Origin of the sequence: Thiocapsa bogorovii (genome assembly GCF_021228795.1) — a bacterium.
In the GTDB taxonomy this organism is placed as follows: Bacteria; Pseudomonadota; Gammaproteobacteria; order Chromatiales; family Chromatiaceae; genus Thiocapsa; species Thiocapsa bogorovii.
The window spans coordinates 3,794,408-3,819,018 of sequence record NZ_CP089309.1 but is presented as its reverse complement, the minus strand read 5'-3'; the positions used below and the strand labels follow the sequence as shown (position 1 = coordinate 3,819,018).

The 24,611-nt window shown below is 65.5% G+C and carries 18 protein-coding genes and 1 pseudogene; 9 read left to right on the top strand and 10 right to left on the bottom strand.

All coding sequences use genetic code 11. From position 1 onward, the window contains the following. Positions 1–143: 143 nt before the first annotated feature. Positions 144–305, bottom strand: a complete 162-nt coding sequence (locus LT988_RS17050) for a hypothetical protein (protein WP_232406728.1) — start codon at positions 303–305, stop codon at positions 144–146. A 311-nt stretch (positions 306–616) separates the two neighbouring features. On the opposite strand from LT988_RS17050, the gene LT988_RS17045 reads away from it, so the two are divergent. Both LT988_RS17045 and uvrA read left to right on the top strand, forming a co-directional pair. Further along, positions 617–1,678, top strand: coding sequence for a GGDEF domain-containing protein (locus LT988_RS17045; RefSeq protein ID WP_232406727.1), 1,062 nt, complete (start codon positions 617–619; stop codon positions 1,676–1,678). Between the two features lie 44 nt (positions 1,679–1,722). Then, positions 1,723–7,317 (top strand): excinuclease ABC subunit UvrA, encoded by a 5,595-nt coding sequence (uvrA, locus tag LT988_RS17040; protein WP_232406726.1) that lies wholly within the window; start codon positions 1,723–1,725, stop codon positions 7,315–7,317. A 162-nt stretch (positions 7,318–7,479) separates the two neighbouring features. Here uvrA and LT988_RS17035 read toward each other — a convergent pair whose 3' ends face one another. The 7 genes from LT988_RS17035 to LT988_RS17005 all read right to left on the bottom strand — a co-directional run bounded on the left by LT988_RS17035 (position 7,480) and on the right by LT988_RS17005 (position 15,408). After that, positions 7,480–8,004, bottom strand: a complete 525-nt coding sequence (locus LT988_RS17035) for an NADH-quinone oxidoreductase subunit B family protein (protein ID WP_232406725.1) — start codon at positions 8,002–8,004, stop codon at positions 7,480–7,482. A gap of 297 nt (positions 8,005–8,301) precedes the next feature. Beyond that, on the bottom strand, positions 8,302–9,936 hold the full coding sequence (locus tag LT988_RS17030) for a hydrogenase large subunit (protein WP_232406724.1): 1,635 nt from the start codon (positions 9,934–9,936) through the stop codon (positions 8,302–8,304). Beyond that, positions 9,933–11,429: a hydrogenase 4 subunit F gene (locus LT988_RS17025; RefSeq protein WP_232406723.1), complete on the bottom strand. Its 1,497-nt coding sequence runs from the start codon at positions 11,427–11,429 to the stop codon at positions 9,933–9,935. The genes LT988_RS17030 and LT988_RS17025 overlap by 4 nt, the downstream gene beginning before the upstream one ends. Continuing rightward, a complete protein-coding gene (locus LT988_RS17020) occupies positions 11,426–12,124 on the bottom strand; it encodes a formate hydrogenlyase (protein WP_232406722.1) in 699 nt (232 codons plus the stop codon). Before LT988_RS17020 ends, LT988_RS17025 begins: the two co-directional genes overlap by 4 nt. Beyond that, entirely contained in the window at positions 12,121–13,086 is a 966-nt protein-coding gene (locus LT988_RS17015; RefSeq protein WP_232406721.1) for a respiratory chain complex I subunit 1 family protein, read from the bottom strand. Before LT988_RS17015 ends, LT988_RS17020 begins: the two co-directional genes overlap by 4 nt. A gap of 28 nt (positions 13,087–13,114) precedes the next feature. Further along, on the bottom strand, positions 13,115–15,130 hold the full coding sequence (hyfB, locus tag LT988_RS17010) for a hydrogenase 4 subunit B (protein WP_232406720.1): 2,016 nt from the start codon (positions 15,128–15,130) through the stop codon (positions 13,115–13,117). After that, entirely contained in the window at positions 15,127–15,408 is a 282-nt protein-coding gene (locus tag LT988_RS17005) for a helix-turn-helix domain-containing protein (protein ID WP_232406719.1), read from the bottom strand. The genes hyfB and LT988_RS17005 overlap by 4 nt, the downstream gene beginning before the upstream one ends. A 205-nt stretch (positions 15,409–15,613) precedes the next feature. Here LT988_RS17005 and LT988_RS17000 point away from each other — a divergent pair, with 205 nt between their 5' ends. The 5 genes from LT988_RS17000 (at position 15,614) to LT988_RS16980 (ending at position 19,204) form a co-directional block, all read left to right on the top strand. Next, positions 15,614–15,949 (top strand): YebG family protein, encoded by a 336-nt coding sequence (locus LT988_RS17000; protein WP_232406718.1) that lies wholly within the window; start codon positions 15,614–15,616, stop codon positions 15,947–15,949. A gap of 272 nt (positions 15,950–16,221) precedes the next feature. Further along, complete coding sequence (locus LT988_RS16995; RefSeq protein ID WP_232406717.1) at positions 16,222–16,794, top strand: Tll0287-like domain-containing protein; 573 nt, start codon at positions 16,222–16,224, stop codon at positions 16,792–16,794. A 60-nt stretch (positions 16,795–16,854) separates the two neighbouring features. After that, the gene (locus LT988_RS16990; protein ID WP_232406716.1) at positions 16,855–17,475 is read left to right on the top strand and encodes a hypothetical protein; all 621 of its coding nucleotides are present in this window, start codon (positions 16,855–16,857) and stop codon (positions 17,473–17,475) included. Between the two features lie 22 nt (positions 17,476–17,497). After that, complete coding sequence (locus LT988_RS16985) at positions 17,498–18,691, top strand: protoporphyrinogen/coproporphyrinogen oxidase (RefSeq protein WP_232406715.1); 1,194 nt, start codon at positions 17,498–17,500, stop codon at positions 18,689–18,691. Positions 18,692–18,724: 33 nt separating this feature from the next. Beyond that, on the top strand, positions 18,725–19,204 hold the full coding sequence (locus tag LT988_RS16980) for a CreA family protein (protein ID WP_232406714.1): 480 nt from the start codon (positions 18,725–18,727) through the stop codon (positions 19,202–19,204). Positions 19,205–19,725: 521 nt separating this feature from the next. Here the strand turns inward: LT988_RS16980 and LT988_RS16975 are convergent. Further along, positions 19,726–21,114 (bottom strand): annotated as a pseudogene (locus LT988_RS16975) (IS1380-like element ISTro1 family transposase); the annotation flags it as partial. Positions 21,115–21,287: 173 nt separating this feature from the next. Here LT988_RS16975 and LT988_RS16970 point away from each other — a divergent pair. Continuing rightward, a complete protein-coding gene (locus LT988_RS16970; protein WP_232406713.1) occupies positions 21,288–21,890 on the top strand; it encodes a 2OG-Fe(II) oxygenase in 603 nt (200 codons plus the stop codon). Between the two features lie 46 nt (positions 21,891–21,936). Here LT988_RS16970 and dksA read toward each other — a convergent pair whose 3' ends face one another. After that, positions 21,937–22,362: an RNA polymerase-binding protein DksA gene (gene dksA / locus LT988_RS16965; protein WP_232406712.1), complete on the bottom strand. Its 426-nt coding sequence runs from the start codon at positions 22,360–22,362 to the stop codon at positions 21,937–21,939. Between the two features lie 457 nt (positions 22,363–22,819). Here dksA and LT988_RS16960 point away from each other — a divergent pair, with 457 nt between their 5' ends. Beyond that, positions 22,820–24,478: a TonB-dependent receptor gene (locus LT988_RS16960; RefSeq protein ID WP_232406711.1), complete on the top strand. Its 1,659-nt coding sequence runs from the start codon at positions 22,820–22,822 to the stop codon at positions 24,476–24,478. Positions 24,479–24,611 lie beyond the last annotated feature (133 nt).

The window sequence follows — 24,611 nt, the reverse complement described above, 5'->3', positions numbered from 1 at the left end:
GTTGTCGGTGAGATTCGGGGGTGTCGAAGAAACGCGGTTCAGGAAGTTAAAACACGAAAAATCCTGAACTGCGCCTCGTCGAAGCAAGCGATCGAAACGGGGTTGCCCCGCCTCGATCATCTTAAAGGACTGAAAAGCGCGGCTTAGAGCTGCCGAATCGTGGACGGGTAGGCTGCGGAGGTTCCGCTCTCCTTGTTCTTGTCCTTGGTGCAACCTTCACCGGCGTGAGCCGTCATGAGGGAGCCGGCGACCAGCATGGAACCCAGGAGAATGGCAGTGGCAAGGGTGGAGAGACGCATCGACATGGGCTTGGATCCTCGATCGAGATGGGTTGCTGAAGCTGGGCCCGCCGAATTTCTGATCCGGCTTGCCCGACGAGAGAAACGTAGGGTCAGCAAAGCCAACCACAAGGCTCAACTACAGACCCCGTGACGCAGAATGACAATGGAGAATGCGTGGAAATCGGTCCGCGCCGGGGGTCTCCCCGCGGATGAAGCCTCGCGAGCCGGCTAAGGCAATGCGCCGTTCGTCCGCGAAGGACGGGTTTAGAGCGGTTTAGAATCGGTTCCTTACGAACCATCGCGAAACAGACAAGCCGTCGGCGGGACGATCAGAAATGAAAAAACGGGATGTCGCGGCACCGGATCCGGTCGAGCTGACCGGCTTCAATCGAACCCTCGCCGAGATCGAATGGCTGTTGCTTGTCTTGGTCCTGGTCTACCTGGTCGTGCCGGACGAGCCCGTCGAGCAGACCCTGGGCATCGCCGCTGCGATCGCCGTGTTCGCCGTGTTTATCTTGGGCTTCCGCTACCTGAACCTCTTCACCCTGCCGGCGCGCTGGAAGCTCACGATCGAGACCTGGGCCATGCTGACCTTCACGGCCTTCGTGGTCTGGCACACAGGCAAGGTCGACAGCCCTCTGATCAGTCTCTTCCTGCTCGTCATCGTCTTCAGCGCCTTGACGCTCGGCAAGCTCATCACGCTCCTCGAGGTCGGTCTCATTGCCAGCTTCTATCTGTTGGCGGCCTACACGATCGAAGGAACCGAGCTTTTCGCCTACTCCACCTTCAGTCGCCTCATGCTCGTGTTCGCGCCCGTTGCCTTGGTCGCCTACGTCACCTCGCTGATCGCCTCGGATATGAGTTTTTCCCGCAATTTCGTGCAGCGTCTCTCGGAGACCGACGATCTCACGGGCCTGCCGAATATGCGCGCCTTCTCGGCCGCCCTCGCTCGCCACAAACAGGCCGCCGCGCTGCAGGCCCGTCCGTTCGGGCTCATGATGGTGGACGCGGACAACCTCAAGGAGGTCAACGATCGCTACGGACACAGCGTCGGAAACCAGGTCATCCGCGCCGTCGCCGAGGGGATCCGCCGAAGCATCCGCACCGCGGATCTGGTCGCCCGTTACGGCGGCGACGAGTTCATTCTGCTCCTACCCGAAACCACCGAGCAGGACGCACGGGAGGCCGGCGAGCGCATCCGAGCGATGGTCGCCAACACATTGATCGACACGCGCGAGGACGCGGTCACGACGACGGTCAGCATCGGCTACGCCACTTACCCGAGCATGGCGACCGATGTCGACGACCTCATGGTGCGTGCCGACGAGGCGCTTTACGCAAGCAAGCACGCCGGACGCAACCGTGTCGTGGCCTACAGCGAGATTTCCAAGCGTTGAATCGACCCGAGACACCAACGTCGGAACCGAGCCGGCAAACGGAGATGATCCGCCTGCGCGGGGTGCGCCAGAACAACCTCAAAGACATCGATCTGGACCTGCCGCTCGGCGAGTTGATCGTCGTGACCGGCGTCTCGGGCTCCGGCAAGTCGTCGCTCGCCTTCGACACACTCTATGCCGAGGGGCAGCGACGCTATGTCGAGACCTTCTCGCCCTACGCGCGTCAGTTTCTCGATCGGATGGACCGCCCTGCGGCCGACCGGATCGAGGGCATCCCGCCCGCGATCGCGATCGATCAGACCAACCCGGTGCGCACCTCGCGCTCCACCGTCGGCACCATGACGGAGCTGAACGATCACCTGAAGCTCCTGTTCGCCCGCACCGCCCGGCTCTTCTGTCGGGGCTGCGGCCGCGAGGTCCGGCGCGATACGCCCGAGGGGATCTGGGAGCACCTGATCACCCTGCCAGAGGCCGCCGACCGAAACGTCTCGATCGCCTTCGCCGTTCCGGTGCCCGAATCGCTCGACGTCGAGGCGGTCAAGATCCTGCTCGCCCAACAGGGCTATGTCCGGATCCTGTCGGAGGACGCGACCGCCATCGAGGTGATTCAAGACCGGCTGCGTCTGAGCGCCGAGCAGCGCGGACGCGCGATCGAGGCCATCGAGACCGCGCTGGCCCGCGGTCACGGACGCATCCGGGTCTATCCGCTCGATGCGAACCGTCAACCCGGCCCGCCCTGGCGCTTCTCGGCCGATCTGCATTGCGCCGACTGCGACATCGCCTATGCGGACCCGACGCCGAGCCGCTTCTCCTTCAACTCGCCCGTCGGCGCCTGCCCGACCTGTCGGGGTTTCGGGCGCACCATCGGGATCGACTGGTCGCTGGTCGTGCCGGATCCGTCGAAATCGTTGCTCGAAGGCGCGATCAAGCCCATCCAGTCCGACAGTTATTCGGAGGTCCAAGAAGACCTGATGGGCTTCGCGCACCGCCGCGGCATCCCGACCGATCTGCCTTGGCGCGACCTCACCGACGACGATCGGGCCTGGGTCATCGAGGGCGAAGGCGAGTGGGAGGCCGGTGTCTGGTACGGGTTGCGACGCTTCTTCGCCTGGCTCGAAGGGCGCAGCTACAAGATGCATGTGCGCGTGCTGCTCTCGCGCTACCGCGCCTACGATGTCTGCACCGCCTGCGACGGGGCCAGACTGACCGACGAGGCGCTGGATTGGCGCGTGGGGGACAGGACGCTTGCGGATCGGGCGCTGCCGCCCGAGCGCCGCTTCCGGCACGGGCGAATCGGCATGGAGGAGGCGCCCTGGCAGGCGCTACCCGGACTCTGCATCCATGATCTGATGCGCTTGCCCTTGAACGCCTGCCGTGACTTTTGCGACGCCCTGCCGCTGGATCCGGCGCTGGATCTGCTAATCGAGGGCATCCGCTCGCGCCTACGCTATCTCTGCGAGGTCGGGCTCGGCTACCTCACACTGGATCGCCAGTCGCGCACCCTCTCGGGCGGCGAGGTGCAACGCATCAACCTGACCACGGCACTCGGCAGCACGCTGGTCAACGCACTCTTCGTGCTGGACGAGCCCAGCATCGGCCTGCATCCGCGCGACATGGACCGGGTCGTCTCCATCCTGCGACGGCTGCGCGACCAGGGCAATTCGCTGGTGGTGGTCGAGCACGATCCGCAGGTGATGCGGGCGGCGGATCGGATCATCGACATCGGTCCCGGGCCCGGCCAACAGGGCGGACGCATCCTCTTCGAGGGGCCGCCGGCGGACCTGATCCGGACGCCCGGCTCGCTCACCGGCGACTATCTGGCGGGACGGCGACAGGTCGCCGCTGGCCATCCGCCCGATCCCCCGGCCCCCAACGGGCCGCGCATCCGCATCCGCGGCGCACAGGCTCACAACCTCAAAGGGGTCGATGTCGAGATCCCGCTTCACCGTTTGGTGGTCGTCACGGGCATCTCGGGATCCGGCAAGTCAACCCTGGTACAGGAGGTTCTCTACAACGCACTCTGCCAGCGCAAGGGCCACCCCGACGAGCCGCCGGGCGCGCACGCCGGGATCGACGGGGATCACCTGATCGCCGATGTCGTGTTGCTCGATCAATCGAGCATCGGACGCACCTCGCGCTCGAACCCGGCAAGCTATGTCGGCGCGCTCGACGTGCTGCGCAAGCGCTTCGCCGCGCTGCCGCTTGCCAAGGAGCGCGGCTACACCGCCGGCACCTTCAGCTTCAACAGCGGCACCGGACGCTGTCCGACCTGCGGCGGCAACGGCTACGAGCATCTGGAGATGCAATTCCTCGCCGATGTCTATCTGCGCTGTCCCGACTGCAACGGCCGGCGCTACCGCGCACCCGTGCTGGAAGTCGAGATCGGCGCCCGACCCGGCGCGCCCGGACGTTCGATCGCCGATGTCCTGGAGATGACGGCGACCGAGGCACTGGCCTTTCTCCACGAGGATACCGACCTGAAACGCGCGCTGGAGCCCTTGCTCGCGGTCGGACTCGGCTATCTTCGCCTCGGCCAGCCGGTGCCGACGCTCTCGGGCGGCGAGGCCCAGCGTCTGAAGCTAGCCGGCCATCTGGCCAAGTCCGGTCGCAGCAAGGCGCGCGACGGCGGCCTGCTGTTCCTGCTCGACGAACCCACGACGGGGCTGCACTTTGCCGATGTCGCGGTCCTGCTGAACGCCTTCCGGCGACTGCTCGACAAGGGCCATTCGCTGCTCGTGATCGAGCACAATCTCGACCTGATCGGTGCGGCCGACTGGCTGATCGACCTCGGCCCCGAGGGCGGCGAGGCCGGCGGCGAACTGGTCTGCAAGGGCACACCCGAGCAGGTCGCCGCGCATCCGACGAGCCACACCGGGCGCGCCCTGGCCGAGCATTTGCGCGACCTGTCGCGCGCGGGAACACCGGAAACCGCGATCGCGGAGGCCCCGCCGCGCTTCATGACGAGCGCCGGCAACGCCGTAATTGCCGACAACGGGCTCATCTCGGTCATCCACGCCCGCGAGCACAACCTCAAGGATCTGTCCCTCACGATCGCGCGCGACCGCTTCACCGTCATCACCGGGGTCTCGGGCAGCGGCAAAAGCACGCTCGCCTTCGATATCCTCTTTGCCGAGGGCCAGCGGCGCTTTCTGGAGTCGCTCAACGCCTACGCCCGGCAGTTCGTCCAGCCCGCCGCGCGCCCCGATGTCGATGCCGTGCTCGGCATCCCGCCCACCGTCGCCATCGAGCAGCGCACCAGCCGCGGCGGGGCCAAGAGCACGGTCGGCACGCTCACCGAGATCCACCACTATCTGCGTCTGCTCTACGTTCGGCTCGGGCTTCAGACCTGCCCCACCTGCGCGGTCCCCATCGAACCCATGAGCCGGGATGCCATCCTGGAACGGATTCAGCGCGATCACGCGGGCCAACAGGTCGCCCTCATGGCTCCCTTGGTCGTCGCCCGCAAAGGCATCTACAAGGAATTGGCCGAGTGGGCCGCGCGGCACGGCTGGTTCGTGCTCCGGGTCGACGGCGAGCCGGTCGAGACCCGCGAATGGCCCCGGCTCGACCGCTATCGCGAGCACAGCATCGACCTGCCGGTCGGGGAGATCGCCATCCGGCCCGATCACGAAGACGCGTTGCGCACCCTGCTGGACCAGGCCCTGGATCTCGGCAAGGGCGCGCTCCGTGTCGTGGCGGTCGCCGACGGCACATGGGGCGCGGAGACGCCCTACTCGACCCGACGCGCCTGCCCGAGCTGCGGGATCGCCCTGCCCGAGCCGGACCCGCGGCTGTTCAGCTTCAACTCCAAGCAAGGCTGGTGCGGCGACTGTTTCGGAACCGGACTGGCGCTACGCGGTTTCGACGCGGAGCAGTCGGGCGAAGAGGACCAGTGGCAGGAGGACGACGCCATCGAATCGACCCCCTGCCCGAGCTGTCACGGCGCGCGCCTCAACCCGCAGGCACTCGCCGTGCGCTTTCGCGAGCGCTCGATCGCCGATCTCTCGGCCCTGACCGTGGAACAGGCCGGGGACTTCGTCGCCGATCTCCATCTCGATCACCGCGAGAGCACCATCGCCCACGACCTACTCGCCGAGGTGCGCGAACGGCTCGCCTTCCTCGCCGAGGTCGGACTCGGCTATCTCACGCTGGACCGGGCCGCGCCCACGCTCTCCGGCGGCGAGGCCCAGCGCATCCGGCTCGCCGCGCAGCTCGGCTCCAATCTGCGCGGTGTCTGCTACATCCTCGACGAGCCGACCATCGGCCTACATCCGCGCGACAACCGCTTGCTCCTTAACGGGCTCGACCGACTCCAGACCAAGGGCAATACCATCCTGGTGGTCGAGCACGACGAGGAAACCATCCGCCGCGCCGACGAGGTCATCGATCTCGGGCCGGGCGCCGGCACGCGCGGCGGCGAGATCATCGCCCGCGGTACCGCGCTGGAGCTGATGCAGGATCCGGCCTCCGTCACCGGGCGCTGTCTCGCACGCCCGCGCGAACGCTCGCGACCGGCCCGTGCGACCGGCAAGGGCGACGACTGGCTCCTGATCTCGGGTGCCCGCCGGCACAACCTTCAGGACATCGAGGTGTGCGTCCCGCTCGCCCGGCTGGTCTGCATTACGGGCGTCTCGGGCTCGGGCAAGTCGACACTGGTGCGCGAGGTCCTGGTCAAGAGCCTGCGCAATCTGCTCGCGCAGGAGGGCAAGACCGGAGCGCGACCCGGCAAGGGCACCTTGGTCGGCTGCAAACGCCTGATCGGTTGGCAGGGCCTCGCCCGCGTCCTGGAGGTCGACCAGACCCCGATCGGCAAAACGCCCCGCTCCTGCCCCGCCACCTACGTCGGTTTCTGGGACCCGATCCGCCGTCTCTTCGCCGCCACGTCGGAAGCCCGCATCCTCGGCTGGAGCCCGGCACGCTTCTCCTTCAACACCAGCGGCGGGCGTTGCAGCGCCTGCGAAGGACAGGGGGTTCAGAAGCTCGAGATGAGCTTCCTGCCGGATGTCCGCATGACCTGCGAGGTCTGCGGCGGTAGCCGTTTCGACCGCGAGACCCGCGAGGTCCGCTACCAAGGACTCGATATCGGGCAGGTCTTGCGCCTAAGCGTCGACGAGGCCGTGGATGTCTTCAGCGCCCACCGCGCCATCCACCACCCGCTCGCCCTGCTCCGAGATGTCGGACTCGGCTATCTGCAACTCGGCCAGCCGAGCCCCACACTCTCGGGCGGCGAGGCCCAACGCATCAAACTCGTCACCGAGCTGACCAAGGCCCGGTCGACGCCTACGCGGGGACAGGAGTCCGGCCCCGCCTCGATCAAGACCCAGCGTACCGCCCGCCCCACACTCTACGTCCTCGACGAGCCGACCGTCGGACTGCACATGGCCGACGTCGAGCGCCTGCTCAGCGTCCTGCACCGACTGGTCGACGCCGGCCATTCGGTCCTGGTCATCGAGCACAACCTCGACCTCATGGCCGAGGCCGACTGGATCATCGACCTCGGCCCCGAAGCCGGCGACGCGGGCGGCCGGATCGTCGCGGAAGGGACACCCGAGACGATTGCAGCCGCCGGCGAATTGCCGACCGCCTGCGCGTTGCGGGAGCATCTCCGAAGCACAGATCAGACGGGCTCGGCACAGTAGCACGCTCGGAACGTCGCATCGGCGTTCACCGACCCCGCAACTCGGCCGATCAATGCCTCAAACGATAAGGCAGTTTCCGGGCATGTCAACCAAGCAGGAATCGCTGTCGCCCGGAGCCGCGAAGGAGACCAGGCGTCCCCGGCCACCGCGAGGCGCTGTGGGTCAAACGCGCTCTCGATCGATCACCAGCGCCCCGAGCAATCCTTTCAAAAGATCCATCGGCGAAGGCGGGCAACCAGGGATCTTCACATCCACCGGGACGACGTTCTCGATCGGACCGCAGGAGGCATAAGAGACCCCGATCTCCCCGCCGTCGCAGGCGCAGGTCCCGGCGGCGACGACGAATTTCGGGGACGGAATGGCGCGCCAGGTGCGACGCAGTGCGGTCTCCATATGACGCGAGACCGGACCGGTCACGAGCAGCACGTCGGCATGGCGCGGCGAGGCAACGAAGTGGATGCCGAAGCGCTCCACATCGTAGAAAGGGTTGTCGAGCGCATGGATCTCGAGCTCGCAGCCGTTGCAGGAGCCCGCATCGACCTGGCGGATGGCGAGACTGCCGCCGAAGCGCGCATCGATGCGTCGGCGCACCTCGATCCCGAGCCGTTCGAGCTCGCCATCGTCGTGATCCGGCGGTGCCTCGGTGACGACACCGGTGCGGAAGGATTGCTTAAGGATTCGGAACATGCTGAATCGCGTCTCCGAGTGCTAGGGGACGGTGCAGAAACAACTTAGCCATTTCGGTTCATTCTCCCCCTCTCCCCAACCCCTCTCCCGCGAGGGAGGGGCTAAGATGGATCGCTTTGAACGGTGGCTAAGGGACGGTTATCGCCACCGGCGATGTCGAAGATACCCATGGAACCTCCGCATGACGCGGTTCCAAAAAAAGCATTCAATATCCTGAACCGCGCCCGCTGAAGCGTTCGTTGATGGACTTGAGGCCCGAATCAAGAGCCAATCGCGCCTGTCGCATGGTGGCGCGGTTCAGAGATCCACCCCCGCATAAGACCCGTTGACCGACTTATTGCACACCGGAAAATCGGGAACGATGTTGCCGTGAATCAGGCGCTCCAGGGCCGGCCAGGTGAACCAACTCGGGTCGCGCGGGAAGTAGCGGGCGATCCGGCCCTCCGCGGCGAACCGCACGAAACAGAGGATCTCCCCTCGCCAACCCTCGACCAGGCCAAGGCCCACGGCACCCTCCTCCGGAAGCGGGAAGGGTACGGCGATCTCGCCCTCCGGCAGGGCATCCAGCAGTCGATCGAGCATCCAGAGACTCGCGCAAACCTCCTTCATGCGAACCCGAACGCGGGCAGCGACGTCGCCCGCCGTCTCTCCGGGGACCTCGACACGCACCTGGTCGTAAGGCGCATAGGGATTGTCGCGACGGACATCGAACGCAAGGCCGCTGGCCTTGCCGACATAGCCGGTACAACCGAGCGCGCGGGCGTCGGCCTGCGCGAGGATGCCGGTGCCGATCAGACGGTCGTCGAGCGACGGGTGGTCGTCGATGATATCGAACAGGGGCGCGATGGCCTTGTGAAGGGCCGCGTGGTCGAGACGCAGCTCGCGGAAGTCGGTCTCCGAGATGTCGTGGGCGACACCGCCCGGGACCAGTGTGTCCATCATCAGGCGGTGGCTGAAGAGCGCGGCGCTGCGGCGCTGCCACTGCTCGCGCAACCGGGCACATTGGACATGGGCGAAGGCGAAGCCGACATCGTTGCAGATGGCGCCGATGTCGCCGAGGTGGTTGGCAATGCGCTCGCGCTCGGCCAGGATGGCGCGCAGGCTCGTCGCGCGTGGCGGCAGTGCGCAACCAACGGCCCGTTCCATCGCCTGAGCGGCAGCCCAGGCATGGGCGACGGTCGAGTCGCCCGAGACGCGCCCGGCGAGTCGCATCAGACCCTGCGGATCGCGCCCGACGGCGAGCTTCTCGATCCCGCGATGGACATAGCCGAGGCGCGCCTCCAGACGCATGACATCCTCGCCCGCAGCCTGGAAACGGAAGTGCCCGGGCTCGATGATGCCGGCATGGACGGGTCCGACCGGGATCTCGTAGACGCCGCTGCCCTGGATGCGGGTGAAGGGGTAGTCGACATCGGCCGGGGTACGCCGCACGCTGCGTCCCTCGATCGGGAAATCCGCGCGCAGGGGAAAGTCATCGGTCGACCAGGCCTGATGGCGGGTCCAACGCCGCTCGTCCGGGTGCCCGTGAAAGCGCACGCCGGTCAGGTCTTGGGCATGGCGCTCCAGGCGATCGACGCCGGGGAACAGCGGGGTGTGCGAGTCCAGAACCGGGCGTGTTTCCGGAACCAGGGTTTGCAGGATCAGGTAGTCGCCGTCCCGCTCGAGGCACGCTTGAACGCGGATGGCCGGACCTTCGATCTCGCTCCCGCTCTCCTGCGGGCTCTCCGATGGACGATCCCCGAGCGGGTCGGCCCAGACACCTGCGTGCCTCAGCCCCATCGCCGCAGCGATCTTCCCGGCCGCCCCCCAGTCCTCGGCGTCGAGCTCCAGACGATGGGCCGGGGCCAAGGCGCGGACGTCTTCATATCGGGCGATCGGATGATCGTCTTCGAACCGTGCGAGAAACTCGGACAGCCAGTCGAAGCGGCTCACAGCAGACTTGCCCCCGTGATGAGTTGCGTCGCCCGGTTCAGCCACGCGGCGAGGAAGCCGGGGATCGCGAGCCCCAGCCAGAGCACCAGACCCAGGTGGACAGCGACCGGGATCAGGTTGGCCTGGACCGGCTGTTGGCCTTCAGGCCGGATGCCGTAGACCATCGGGTGCAGATGCCGGAAGAGTCCTGCGAAGGCGATGGCCAGACCGATCACCAGCGGAAGCGTCAGCCAAGGCTGCGCCTGCATGGTGGCGGTGAGCAGCAGAAACTCGCTGGTGAAGACACCGAACGGCGGGAAGCCCGCGATCGCAACCACGCCGATCAGCAGCGACCAGCCGACCGCCGGCTGGGTGCGGATGAGTCCGCGGATCTTCTCGATGCCCTGACTCCCGGCGATGTGCGCGGCATAACCGACGGTGACGAAGATGGCCGATTTGGTCAGCGAATGCACCAGCATGTGCAGCAGCGCGCCGAAGGTGGCGAGCGGGCCGCCGAGCCCGAAGGCAAAGGTCATGAGCCCCATGTGCTCGATGGAGGAGTAGCTGAATAGGCGCTTGATGTCGCGCTGGCGGTGCAGGAAGAGCCCGGCTACCGTGAAGGAGACCAACCCGAAGCCCATCAGCAAGCCACCCGCCAGGTGCGGCGAGGCGGTCGCCGCCAGTGAGCCGTCGACCAGCATCTTGAAGCGTACCAGGGCATAGAGTGCGACGTTCAGCAACAGCCCGGAGAGCACGGCGGACATGGGTGTCGGTCCCTCGGAGTGGGCGTCGGGCAGCCACTGGTGCATGGGCACCAGGCCGACCTTGGTGCCGTAGCCGACCAGCAGGAAGACGAAGGCGATGCGCATGACGGTCGGGTCGAGCGCGGCGGCATGGGTGAAGAGGCTACTCCAGATCAGACCGGCGCCGGGTTCGTCGACCGCCCCGAAATCGACGTGCTGAGCGGCGAAATAGGTCAGGACCGTGCCGAACAAGGCGAGCGCGATGCCAACACCGCAGAGGATGAAGTATTTCCAGGCCGCCTCGATCGCCTCGGGTGTGCGGTAGAGCGAGACCAGCAGAACGGTGGCCAGGGTCGCGCCCTCGACGGCGACCCAGAGGACACCCAGGTTGTCGGTGGTGAGCGCGACAAGCATGGTCAGCATGAAGGTCTGATACATGCTGTGATAGACGCGCATCCCGCCGAGATAAACGCGACCCTCGGCACGGACGTGGCGCATGTAGGGCCGCGAGAAGATCGACGTGGTCAGACCGACGAAGGCGGTCAAGGCCACCAGGTAGACGTTGAAGGCGTCCACCCGAAAACCGATACCGGTCAGCCGGCCGAAGACGTCGCCGTCCAGCGCCACCGTCCAGGCCAACCAGCCGGCCGCAGCCAATGTGAGCGCCGAGATCGCAAGGTTCAGCCAGCCGCCCACAACAGGCGGCCTGACCAGCGCCAGCACGAGCGCACCCAGCAAAGGCGCAAGCAGGGTAAGCAGGAGTGCGGTCATGGCCGCTCCTCCCCCGCGATCTCCGCCGTCTCGCTTAGACGATTGAGCCGATCCACGTCCAGCGAATCGATGCTCTCGCGGATCTGAAAGAAGAAGACCCCGAACAGGACCATGGCCACCAGGACGTCGAAGGCCACGCCCAACTCGACGATCAAGGGCATGCCGCCGGTGGCGGAGACGGCGGCGAGGAAGAGCCCGTTCTCGATAGACATGAAACCCAGCACCTGAGCGACCGCCTGGTGGCGCACCACCATCATCAGAAAGCCGATCAGGACCACCGCAAGGCTGATGGCGAGAATGTTGCGTGTGAAGGCCAGCTCTTCGGCGACCATCGGTAAGACCAGCCAGTAGCTGAAGATCACCAGCCCGACGGCCGCCATGATGGCCAGGGTCGGACGCTGCAGGGCCTCGGTGTGACGCTCCAGCTGCAGGCCGCGGACCTGTCGGTGAAGCATCGCCGGGATCACCAGTGCCTTGAGGACCAGCGTCAACCCCGCCGAGAAGTACAGATGATGGACCTCGCCGCTCAGGGCCACGACCGCGGTGACCGCGGCGACCAGAGCGCCCTGCCAGGCGAAGGCATGGATCGCCGAGACCAGCCGACTCTGCGCGAGCAGGACAAAAGAGAGAAAGAGCACCAGGGCGGCCAGCAGAACCACCAACTGTTGCAGCAGCGGCAACGCCGGAAGGTTCATGCCCCGACCTCCAGGATCACATGGCTCAAGAGCCCGAGCAGGGCCAGCAGCAGGGCAAGATTCAGAAAGGCCGGAACACGGAACAGGCGCATCTTCGCCAAGACGGTCTCGGCCACCGCCAAGGCAGCCCCGAGCACCGCCAGCTTCAGCAGGATGGCACCTAAGCCGATCGCCAACGACAGGAGTGCCGGATCCGTCGCGATTCCCCAGGGAAAGAAGATGTTGGCGACCAGCACACCGTAAAGCAGAAGCTTGATCTGTGCCGCCCACTCCATCAGAGCCAGATGCCGACCCGAGTATTCGAGCACCATGGACTCGTGGACCATGGTCAGCTCCAGGTGGGTCGTCGGATTGTCGACCGGGATGCGACCGGTCTCGGCAAGCGCCACCAGGGTCAGGCCGGCAAAGGCAAAGAGATAGGAGGGGCGCAGGATGAAGGCATCCCCCAGGTGCTGCGCGATGACACTGCCCAAATTGGTGCTGTGGGCGGTCATGGCCAGGGTGAAGACCGCCATCAGCATCGCCGGCTCGGCCAGGGCGGCGATCATCATCTCGCGCGAGGCGCCCATGCCACCGAAGGCGGTGCCCACGTCCATGCCGGCAAGGGCGAGGAAGACCCTTGCCAGCGCCAGCAACCCGGCCAGGACGATGATGTCGGCGACCACCGCGATCGGCAGATCGATGGTGAGGAGCGGCACCGTCGCCGCCGCCAGCCAGGTGGCGACGAAGACCACGGAGGGCGCGGCGCGAAACAGAGGCGAGGCGGAGTGGGCGACTCGCGCCTCCTTGAAGAGCAGCTTGCGCAGCTCGCGATAGGGCTGAAGGACCGAGGCCCCGCGCCGGTTCTGAAGGCGCGCTCTGACCTTGCGGACCCAGCCCACCAAGAGCGGCGCAAGCGCCGGATATAGGAGCGCCTGCTCGAAAGCGAGCAACCAGGCGGATGGGGTGAGTGCGTCGACCACCGGATTTAGCTCTGCACCCTGATGTTGCTTACGCCGAGACGATCCACAGCAAGACCAGGAGCGTCGCCAGGGTCGACCCGAGATAGACGCGGACGTTGCCCGACTGCAAACGGACGACGCGTCGCGCCGCGCCGTCGACCAAAGCGGCCAGGGGGAGATAGAGCCTGTCCCAACTGCGGTCGCCGATCTTGATCTGATGGCGCATCCCGCCGCCGTCGCGCGCGACCTGCCCCTCCTCCACCCGGAACAGCAGCGCGAAGACGCGCCGAACCGGTTGGGCGAAGGCGGTTGCGGTGTATTGCATCCGCGACGTCGGCGGCGCGAAGCCGCAGTCCCAGGCATCACAGCGCCGCACCCGGCGCACGCCGACCTGATGCAGGCCCCAGACCACGACAACGGCAATGGCGATCAGGAGCAAGGTCACCAGAGGAGCGCTGTAGCTGGCCGCTTCGAACGCATCGGGCACCAGCCAGAGCCAGCCTCGGCTGCCCGCTTCAGGCAAACCGAGACCGAGGAGTTGGCGCGGGACAGCGTCGATCAGACCGATGACCAGGGTCGGGAAGAGACCCAGCAGAACACAGAGTACGGCGAGCAGACCCTGGCCGGCACGGATTCCCCAAGGGCCCGGCCGGGCGCGGCGCACATGCCGACTGCGCGCTTGACCGAGGAAGGCGATGCCATACACCTTTACAAAGGTCGCCGCCACCAGGGCGCCGGTGAGCGCAAGCACAGCGGTCGCGATCGGGATGAGGCTGCGCATGACGCCGCTTTCGAGCTGCCAGGCTTGCAGGGCCGCCTGGAAGGTCAGCCATTCGGAGACGAAGCCATTGAAGGGCGGCAGTGCCGCGATCGACAGACAGCCGATGAGGAAAAAGAGCCCCGTCCAGGGCATGCGCCGCAGCAGACCGCCCATCTGCTCGAGATCCCGCTCGTGGGTGCTGTGGAGAATCGAGCCGGCGCCGAGAAAGAGCAGCCCCTTGAAGAGGGCGTGATTGAGCGCGTGATAGAGCGCCGCGACAAAGGCGATCGCGCCCGGCTGTCGATGGCCGGTGCCGATGAAGATCAGCGCCAGCCCCAGAGCAATGAAGACGATGCCGAGATTCTCGACCGATGAATAGGCCAGAAGGCGTTTAAGATCGGTCTGCATCAGGGCAAAGAGTGCGCCCGTGAATGCGGAGAGGCTGCCGATCGCCAGGACTGCCATCCCCCAGGTCCACTGGACATCGCCGATCAGATCGAAGACCACGCGGATGAAGCCGTAGACCGCCACCTTGAGCATGACGCCGGACATCAGGGCCGAGATATACGAGGGCGCGGCGGGATGGGCCTCGGGCAGCCAGGCGTGCAGCGGCACCAAACCGGCCTTCATGCCGAAGCCGAGGAAGACCAGGCCGAAGGTCAGGCTCGCCCAGATCGACGAAAGCTCCGCGGCACGCATGGACGCGAAGGAGAAGCCGTCGCCGAAGGAAGCCAGCACGCCGAACCCGAGCAGGATGCTCAGCCCGCCGATATGGGCCATCAGGAGATAGAGAAAGGCCGCGCGTCGGTTGGCCGCTTGATCGTGCTGAAAGGCGACCAAAAAGTAGGACGCCAGCGACATGACCTCCCAGGCGATCATGAACAGGAAGGCGTCGTCGGCCAGAACGACCAAGAGCATCCCGGCCAGGAAGAGCCCGGTGAAGCCACCGAGCGCAACCAGCGAATCCCGGCCCTGCTCGAGCCCGCGCACATAGGCCGGACCGTAGAGCCCGATCGCACTGGTCACCAGACCGATCAGGAGCAGGAAGAACCCGGCGAGTGCATCGATGCGCAGATGCCAGGGCAGCCAAGGCAGGCCCAAGGGCAAGGTCGCCGTCGCCACGCCGCCCGACGACAAGGCACTAAGTCCGGCGAGGATCGCCGTCACACCGCAAAGCCCGGTCAGCGGCATCGCCACGAACCGCACCACCTTGGGAAATCGCGCCGCCAGCAGAGAAACGGCGGCCGACCCGAGGGCGAGCGCCACCGCGAGTCCGGCGATCGACAACGCGATTTCGATCCTCATGGCGCCGCGTCGACGCCGCTCGCCTCCGAGTGTGTCTGCTTGAGGCGGACCCCGCGCCCGCCGCCTGCGCTGACCTGACCGTCGCCGATCAGCTCGATTCCGGCCCGGTCGAGCGCCTCGATCAGCTTCATGACCGAATCCAGGTTGCCGCGGACTTGACCGTCACTGGCCTCCATCCGTTGAATGGTCGGCAGAGACAGACCCGCAGCCTCGGCCAAACGCCTCTGGTCGATCCCCAACAGCGCACGAGCGGCGCGGATCTGCGCGGCAATGATCATGTTTCAGACATCACTTATCATGCTTGAGATGCCATTTTATGGCGTTTCGAAATCATTTAGCAAGACACCGTTCGATGTATCGAGCCGTCCTGTGTCCGGCGTCGTGCCGACGGTCTAGCGTGCATGCCTGTCTTTTTCAACAGTATAATGCCCGACCGAGCCCTCTCGCGGGGCACCACCACAGCCGACCCCGGAGCCCAAGACCGTGATCGAGATCGAATACGTCGTCAGAGACCAGAAGGGAGCCGAACGCTTGCGTACGACCGACAAGAAGGCCGCCGACGCCTATGACAAAGCACTCGAAAGCGCGGAGCGTCTCGCCGAGCTCCTGCGCCACGATAAGATCCTGCCGGACCTCCCGGAGAGCGATCTCGAGGAGTTGACCATCTATCTCGCGCGCAACGCCAAGACCGTCGAGCGCATTCTCAAGGGCAAGTCGGCCGAGATCGAAACCGTCGAAACCGAGAAGCGGGACATCGAGAAGGTCGCGCAGCAACCGGAGGCGACGTCCAAGATCGCGCCCCTGCGAGCCACAGGCTGACCGAAACGCCGATCCCGCCGAGGAGCCCGCGGGGGCGAGGACCGGCAATACCCGGCGCGTGCGGTTCACCGAAAATCAATGCAGGCCAGTTCGATCCCGTGTAGCGTTCCGCCGAGCGACGGGCGCGCGGAACTCTCGACGGTCGATCCGTCAAAGACAGCGAGACTCGCGCCGGGATCGCGGATCGGCGACCCGCCCGAATCGCTCGAAACCCGTTCTGCCAACACGACCCGACACCCTGCTCCCAACCCATCGACCCGGAGACCTTGCGCATGAAGCTGATCGCACGCTTGACCGCTGCAACCGCCATCCTCGCCACGACGACACTCAGCGCCGAAACAACGCCGAACCCGAACGTCGAGGAGGCCAAAGGGATCGTCAAGGAGTTTGCCACCACCCTGCAGGGCGAGCTGCAGGCCGCCATCAAGGAAGGCGGTCCAACCAATGCCATCGCGGTCTGTCAGGACCGTGCACCCGCCATCGCAGCGGACCTCTCCGAGCGCTCCGGCTGGCAGGTCGGTCGGACCAGCCTCAAGACCCGAAACACTGCCGGCAATGCGCCCGATGCCTGGGAACAAGAGGTTCTCGCCGACTTCGACGCCCGCCGCGTGGCCGGAGAAGACGTTCAACCCATGGCCTATGCCGCTGTCGTCGAGACCGCCGACGGGGAGACCTTTCGCTTCATGAAGGCGATCCCGACCGGCGAGGTCTGCCTCGCCTGCCACGGCAGCGACATCACGCCGGAGGTCGCGGCGGCCATCGATGAGCGCTATCCTGACGACAAGGCACGCGGCTACAGCCTCGGCGATGTCCGAGGCGCATTCAGTTTGTCCAAGCCGCTCTGACCCCAATCCGCCCGGGCGATCGCTTCAGCATCGGCCCGGGCTCTGCACCGAGCCGCCAGCGTGACATCAAACATGGCCGAGGAACGGTTCGATCTCAGCTATAGGGGCGATCTGGTAACCGGAGCCGATCCGGCGAGGGTGCGCGAGCGTCTGACGGCGCTTTTCAGGCTCAGCGAGGCCGGTGCCGAGCGCCTGTTTACAGGTCGACCGGTGATCGTCAAGCGCAACGCCGATGTCGCGACCACCGCACGCTTCAACGAGGTCTTCGAGCAAGCCGGCGCCCTCCTGACGGTGACACCCCTGGGCGAGGCGGAACCGTCGGGGACATCCGGAAACGCGACCGATGCCGACCCCACGTCGCACCCCAACGCAGAGCCGCAGCCGGAATCGTCCAGCGACCGCGGCACCGACAACCCGCCCCTCTCGCTGGCGACCACCCAAGACGACTTTCTCGAGCCCTCACGCACGGTTAACATAGCGGCTTTCGACACAGGCAAGTTGAGTCTCGTCTCGGGGCAGGACTGGAGCCTAGCGGACTGCGAGCCGCCGCCCACACCGATCCCGATTCCCGACATCAGCTATCTTTCGCTCGCCGCGATGGATCCACCGGCCGAACGCCCGGGGCTTGAACGCACGCGGAACGAGACCCCTTCGAGCGAGACGCAAGAGCCGCACGACTGACGCATCAGCCTATGAGCAGAGTATGAGTACGGATTTGGACCATATCGTGATCGGCGCCGGCATCAGCGGCTTGGGTGCCGCCCATTTCGCAGCACGTCGCGGCCGGCGGACCCTCGTGCTGGAGTCTTCGGATCGCGTCGGGGGTTGCATCAACAGCCAGAGCTTCCCGGAGCTCGGCGGCTTCTGGACCGAGGCCGGCGGTCACACCTGCTTCAACAGCTACGGCAACCTTCTGTCGATCCTGGACGATCTCGGATTGACCCGACACGTTCAGCCCAAGGGAAAGGTCGGTTATTTGCTCTGGAAAGGCGGACAGCGGACCTCGATCCTATCGGCGCTGCACCTCTGGGAGGCAATGCGCTCGATTCCGAAGATCTTTTCCGCCCCCAAAGAAGGGCGCAGCGTCTCCGCCTATTACGGGGATGTGCTCGGGCACCGCAACTATCGCGACCTGCTGCGTTATGCCTTTCAAGCCGTCATCTGCCAGCCGGCGGACGACTACCCCGCCGAGGCCCTGTTTCGGCGCAAACCGCGCCGCAAGGACGTGATCAAGGCATTCACCTTCTCGACCGGGCTCTCCGCCATCCCGACGGCGATCGCAGCCCAAAAGGGGCTCGAGGTCCGCACCGGACAGCAGATCTCCGGGGTCGAGCGCAACGGCGAGGGCTTTCGCGTGACCGCCGGTGGCGAGACACTGACCTGCGGCGCGCTGACCCTCGCCGTTCCGCCCGATGTCGCCACCGCGCTGATGCCGGCCGGATTCGACGCCGCACGGGCCGCGATCACCGATATCGGCGTGGCGGAGATCGAGACCCTGGTCTTGGCGTTCCGCACCTCGGACCTCGGGCTCAAACCCATCGCGGGCCTCATCGCCGTCGACGAAGCATTCTACTCGGCCGTCTCGCGCGACTTTCTCGCCGACCCGAGCTACCGCGGATTTGCATTCCACTTCCGTCCCGGCGTGCTGAGCGAGCAGGCACAGATCGAGCGAGCCTGTCTCGCGTTGGGCACCACGCCGCGTCACATCGCTGCGCAGGCGCGGGTGCGCAATCGCTTGCCTGCCCTGCGCACGGGCCATCCCGCACGGGTAAGGCGGCTCGACGAGACCCTCGCCGGGACCCGGCTCGCCGTCACCGGAAACTGGTTCCTCGGCGTCTCGATCGAGGACGCCCTGACACGTAGCCGCAGCGAGTCGGACCGACTCTTCGCGAGATAAGGTCCAACAGCGCCACCGCTCGAGATCGCCCCCATGAGAAGACGCATCGCACTCGGCCTAGCCCTATTGCTCCTGATCGGGACAGCCGCCGCCGAGATCATCGGAAGCGTTGCCACCAAGTTCAAGTGGATGGGGCCGAACGACAAGATCCTCGTCGAGGTCTTCGATGACGAGGAGATCCCGGGCGTGGCCTGTTATCTGAGTCGAGCCAAGACGGGAGGTGTTTCAGGTGCTGTCGGGGTCGCGGAGGACACCTCCGATGCGGCGATCCACTGTGTTCAGGTCGGTCCCATTACGCTCGCCGACGAGATTCGCGACGGCAAGCGGAACGGCGACGAAGTGTTCAAGAAACGCACATCTCTGCTGTTCAAAAGCCTCCAGGTCGTGCGCTTCTACGACGCGCCCCGCCACACACTGGTGTATTTGAGCTATAGCGACAGGGTCATCGAAGGCTCGCCCAAGAACAGCATTACCGCCGTACCGATTCTACCTTGGAGCGGGCACGCCCCATAAGCGAGTACCTCGTTCCACCTTATTTTGCATGCTCAGAGCCCCCCAAAGGCGTCAGGGCAAGGCACAGACCGCGGGGAATAGTGGGAAGCTATTTCCAAGGGCTGTAACGCTGCCCTGGCGCCTTTGGGGGGCTCCCGAAGGGCGAGGTGAGAAGCGTTCAGCGCCGTTGTTGCCCGAGCTTGAAAGAGGGTCACTCTTCCTGCGCTCGCGCGCCTAGCCGCTGAATGCTTCTCGCCTCGCTGAGCACGCAAAATAAGGTGGAACGAGGTACTAGCCCGGATGTTTCATAAACCGACACAGCCGACACTGGCCTCGCGGATTTGCGCGGCGCTGGGCGTCACCGAGGGCGATGACCGGGACGCCGCGGGGGTTGAATGGTGGAAATACCGAGCGGCAACGGGCTTGATCAACGGGGCACGAGTAGTTTTGTCGCCGCGCAGGCGTACGATGCCCTGCCCGAGGTGGGCATAGTCGTCGTGCGCGTGCTGAAATCCCCGTGCGGGGATGTATGTGCGTCTAGGCGGGCGCCGCCCGGGCTGCGCGTTGAAGAGCCTCTCGGTGACCTGCTGCAACAGCGTCTTGACCGGACAGCTCGAGGGCAGGTGCAGGCGCACGCGGTCTTTGTACTGCACCACGCGCACGGCGAGCTTGAACAGTTTGATGATCACGGTGGCAGGCTGGGCGTTGGCCAGTTCCGTGCCGACGAGGACCTCGGTGCGCAGCGTTTGGTGCAAGACGTAAGCGGCGCAGGAGAAGAACAAGCGCATCTGATTGGCCAAGAAGGTGCTGTCGGAAGTGCGATCGCTGGCCAGATCGTTCTTGATCATTTTGATGAAGTTCTCGTCCTGGCCGCGCGCGCAGTACAGATCGCGGTAGACGCACTCGGGACTGGGCAAGTCCAAGGAGGTGACGACGAAGCGGAGGTTGTCGCCGCGCGCCGTCACCTCGGCTTTGAGGATGGTCCGACACGCGCCGGGCCAGGAACCGGCACGGTAGTCAACCTCGTGGTAGGTGCGGGTCCGCTCGGGTACGTCGGCGTCGGCGCGCCGGGCGTTCTCGATGCGCAGCGCATGGAGCTTGCGGGCGTCGGCCAAGAACGGCTCGGCCCGTGGCGTGAGAGCCCGGTTACCCGCCAGGCCGAAGATGAAATCCGTCAACGGATCGGCCATCGCCAAGGCCATCAACTCGGGGTTGGAGAAGTGTCCGTCGCCGCGCAGGATGATGCGTGTGCGTGGCCACGCGGCCCGCAGCCGCTTGAGCACGCGCTTGAGGATCATCGCGTTCTCGGCGCCGGTGGGGCGCTTGCCGGGACGCAGCACCGCGGTGATGAACTTCCCCGAGAGGCCCTCGAAGAGAAACAGCGGCAAGTAGCAATGGTTGCCGTAGTGATGATTGTAGAACGCGAACTCCTGCTGGCCATGGGTGGCGTCTTCGGAGTGGTCCATATCGAGCACGATCACCTGCGGCGCCTTCGGGTAGCTGGCGATGAAGGCCTCGACGAAGGCCTGCGCCATGCGGTAGAGGTCGCGCGCGCCGACCCCATTCTCCAAACGCGAGAAGGTCGGCCCGCTGGCCAGGTCCGTCGTCGCATCCAGCGGCTTGCGCTCCAGCCCCAGCTTGAACAGCGCATCACGGCGCAGCGCATTGGCGTCGTTGCCGTCTTCGTAAGCACAGGCGATCTGGTAGACCCGTTGCGCGATCAGCTCACGCATCGGATGGGTGGTGTAGGACGGATGGCGCCAATCATCGATCGCTGCGCTCAACCGCTCGGTCAGGCCGATCTGCCGATCAACCCCGCGCAGAATCATGGGGCCAAAGTCAGACGACATGGCGCCGCCGTCGAAGTCGCCGCGGACCGTGAAACCGGCGACCGGGGGAAAACGCAGCTGTTCCGGGGTAGACTCGGGCATGGGCGACCTCGTTTAGCTTCTTCCGAAGCGTTCTTGGCGGAACAGCCATTTTATCAATGGGTTGAACGAGAGTCGCCCTTTTTTATGAAATATTCGGGCTAGGTGTTCGGTTGACAACGAGCGCACGGCCCGCCAGACCCGATCTCGAAGGAACGAAGGGGGAAAACAGCTCGATGAAACAGCCCACCACAGATGCGCAAGGGGCGGCGCAGAGGATCGCATTCCGCGGCAGCGAATCCGCTTCCGGGGTGCCGAGCCGAGTCGGCTGGTCCAACGCCGAAATCCACCGATGCGGCCTAGCCGATGCCGAGCGGGTCAACGCGGCGATCTCGGCCGCCGTAAGCGGGATGCAAGCGGATGATTTCGAACGTCGCACCCATTTTATCGGCGATCGGTTCGAGAATCTCTACCTCGAACGAACACGCATCCCCGCCATCACCTCCGTCCTGGACCAGGCCGTCGTCTGCGCCGGATTGATCCTCGGACGCGCTCCAGGATCAGTGCACTGCGGGTTTTGGTTGAATCTCACGGGACCGGGTCAAAGCACCTCGAAGCACACCCACGACGAGCACGACGAGCTTCTCTCGGGCGTCTATTACGTCGCCGTACCACCGGACTCGGGCGATTTGATCCTCTACGACGGACCATCGACGATTCGCATCGAGCCGCGAGCCGGGACCTTCATCTTTTTCCCGCCGAACCTCCCGCATGCCGTCGAGACCAATCGCAGCGCGTTGCCGCGCCTGTCGATCGGCATCAATATCGGCCCGCTCTGAGAGCCGAACGGCCCGCCCTCGTCCGAGCGAGGGGCCGGAGCCGGCCTCACATGGCGCCGCTCAACCGCTGGCGCTCCTTGATCTCGCGCCGCTCCTGCGCCTCGACGGAGAGAGTCGCGACCGGCCGCGCTTCCAGCCGTGCCAGACCAATCGGCTCGCCCGTCTCCTCGCAGTAGCCGTAGCTTCCGTCCTCGATTCGCACCAACGCCTCGTCGATCTTATGGACCAGCTTGCGACAACGGTCGCGGGTCCTCAGCTCCAGCGCCTGATCCGCCTCGCGGGTGGCGCGATCCACATCGTCGCCGACCTCTTGATGGGCGCTGTCGCGCAAGCCGTCGAGCGTTCCTTGAGCCTCGTCCAGAAGCTCGGCCCGCCAGGCGAGCAGCTTGGCGCGAAAGTAGGCCAGCTGGCGCTCGTTCATGTACTCCTCATCGGGACTGGGAGAATAGTCGGATCCTGGATCCTCAGCCATCGGACACCCCCTCACCTTGACGCAGATCGAATATGTAATAACATAACACGACTTTAGTACCTTCTTGAGTAGGCTGATCCGAACGCGCTGTCGGCATCTGGACCACGCAACGCATCGGCCCCGATGCAACCTTGTGTTCCCGATCGAACCGCCGGGGATCTCGCCGGCACGCCGCCCGAGGAGTGCATCGCGCACTGTCCTTGGCCCCAGCCGGTCAGACCGCCGGCAAGCCGGGCGACATCCGCGGAGCATCGCGTATTCGGGTGGCCTTCGGCAAGTCTATCGGAGACAAGCCGTTCCGGGCCGCCGGTCCGGCCACCGAAAACGCGAGCGGCTCCTTTAGGAGCGTTGGACCCAAAACCGCCCTTGCGCCGCGCCACGGGCTGAATCGGCCTCGTTTCGCGCACCGGCGCATGACCTCTCTTTTAGCTGTTAGCCTGAGAAGCCCGCCTTAATCATGAAACGTTATAACATCGACCCACAGGGCCTGCCGCGAGAGGGGTTTGCGGTCCGACACCGGCTCGCTGAAAGGGCCGGGGTGCGGGTCGCCGTCGCGATAGCCTTGCTGACGCCGATGAGCGCGTTCCCCGCAACGGATACCGAGCTCGCCGAGCTCCGGGCGATGGTCGATCAGATGAAGTCCCAGTACGAGCGCCAAATTCAGGATCTTGAGTCCCGCCTCGCCAAGGCGGAGCGTGACGCAGCCAAGGCCGCATCGCGTTCGGAGGCGGCTGCGGAGCGCGCGGAGAAGGCCGCCGATCTCGCGACAACCGAGTCCAGACCCATGACCGCGCCGGCGGTCACGCCGCCCGCGAGCCCGGAGTCCGGCAAGACGGTTCTCGGCGCACTGGACTCGGGCAACGCGTTCAACCCGCAGATCTCGGTCTTCCTCGACGGCAACTATTACCACGACGGGATCGACGGCGAGGGCGCGACGCTCGTCGGGCTTGCCTACCAGCCCTCGCGCGGGGTGCCGCACAGCGACGAGGCGGACCATGGCGACGAGGAGCATGGCGGCCACCTGCACGGTCTCACCGAGAACGGGTTTAATTTCCGCGAGGCCGAGATCGCCTTTTCGGCAACCGTCGACCCCTACTTCGACGCCTCCCTGTTCCTCTCGATCGACGGAGACGGCACCGTGGAGCTTGAAGAGGGCTTCTTTCAAACCCGCAGCCTCCCGGCCGGCCTGCGCGTGAAAGGCGGCAAGTTCCTCAGCGACTTCGGGTACATCAATCGACAGCATCCCCATCAATGGGACTTCGTCGATCAGAATCTGCCTTACCTCAATCTGCTCGGCCCGCACGGGCTTCAGGACACCGGACTCCAGCTCACCTGGCTCCCGAAGCTGCCGGTCTATACCCTACTCGGCGTCGAGGGCTTGCAGGGCAACCAGGAGATCTTCGGCGCGACCTTGGGCGACGACGACCAGGCGGCGCTGGAGCTCGGCGACACCGACGACGGCCCGCGACTCTGGACCGCCTTCGCCAAGGTCGCACCCGAGATCGGCACCAATCATGCGCTTCAGCTCGGACTGTCCTACGCAAACAACAACCAGCATCAAGAGGCGCGGGAGGACACGCTCGAACACGACGGTGATCACGAGGATGCGCATGACGCGGATCACGAGATCGAGATCCTCCGCGACGGCCTCGCCGGCGACGCCCAGCTGTGGGGTGTCGATCTGGTCTACACCTACGACGGCGGCGGCGCTTACGGACACAAGAGCTTCAAGTTCCAGAGCGAGTATCTGCGCTCGATCAAGGATATGAAGATCACCTCGAGCGCCCATCCGGAGGTTCTCGGCACGCGCCGTACCTTCACCACGGACGGTCTTTATGCCCAGGCGATCTACGGATTCGCCCCGAAATGGACGGCCGGCCTGCGCTACGACGTGCTCGGGATGACCAACGAGATCAGCGGCAGCGAGAACGCGAGCTTCGGCTCGTCGGATCGGTGGACCTTCGATGTGACCTGGAACCTCTCGGAATTCTCGCGACTGCGCGCTCAGTATGCGCACAACGACATCCTGGTGGCCCCCGGGGAGCGCGAGCGGTTCGACGCCTTCTATCTGCAGTTCCTGGTCAGCATGGGATCGCACGGGGCGCACGCCTTCTGAAATCGCTGAAATCGCGTCCCCCGGTACATGCAGCGGGTTCACTCGGGATCGCTGGACGCATGTGTCCGTGATCTTGGAGCCGACGCGATTTCAGGATGAATCGATCTCGGTCTGCATCGGGTCGAGGTGGTCG

Coding starts and splice junctions, on each gene's coding strand:
- LT988_RS16995 (WP_232406717.1), top strand. CDS start 16,222: ATGAAGCTGATCGCACGCTTGACCGCTGCAACCGCCATCCTCGCCACG.
- LT988_RS17025 (WP_232406723.1), bottom strand. CDS start 11,429: ATGACCGCACTCCTGCTTACCCTGCTTGCGCCTTTGCTGGGTGCGCTC.
- uvrA (WP_232406726.1), top strand. CDS start 1,723: ATGATCCGCCTGCGCGGGGTGCGCCAGAACAACCTCAAAGACATCGAT.
- LT988_RS17050 (WP_232406728.1), bottom strand. CDS start 305: ATGTCGATGCGTCTCTCCACCCTTGCCACTGCCATTCTCCTGGGTTCC.
- hyfB (WP_232406720.1), bottom strand. CDS start 15,130: ATGAGGATCGAAATCGCGTTGTCGATCGCCGGACTCGCGGTGGCGCTC.
- LT988_RS17005 (WP_232406719.1), bottom strand. CDS start 15,408: ATGATCATTGCCGCGCAGATCCGCGCCGCTCGTGCGCTGTTGGGGATC.
- LT988_RS17020 (WP_232406722.1), bottom strand. CDS start 12,124: ATGAACCTTCCGGCGTTGCCGCTGCTGCAACAGTTGGTGGTTCTGCTG.
- LT988_RS16985 (WP_232406715.1), top strand. CDS start 17,498: ATGAGTACGGATTTGGACCATATCGTGATCGGCGCCGGCATCAGCGGC.
- LT988_RS16980 (WP_232406714.1), top strand. CDS start 18,725: ATGAGAAGACGCATCGCACTCGGCCTAGCCCTATTGCTCCTGATCGGG.
- LT988_RS17035 (WP_232406725.1), bottom strand. CDS start 8,004: ATGTTCCGAATCCTTAAGCAATCCTTCCGCACCGGTGTCGTCACCGAG.
- LT988_RS16960 (WP_232406711.1), top strand. CDS start 22,820: ATGAAACGTTATAACATCGACCCACAGGGCCTGCCGCGAGAGGGGTTT.
- dksA (WP_232406712.1), bottom strand. CDS start 22,362: ATGGCTGAGGATCCAGGATCCGACTATTCTCCCAGTCCCGATGAGGAG.
- LT988_RS16970 (WP_232406713.1), top strand. CDS start 21,288: ATGAAACAGCCCACCACAGATGCGCAAGGGGCGGCGCAGAGGATCGCA.
- LT988_RS17045 (WP_232406727.1), top strand. CDS start 617: ATGAAAAAACGGGATGTCGCGGCACCGGATCCGGTCGAGCTGACCGGC.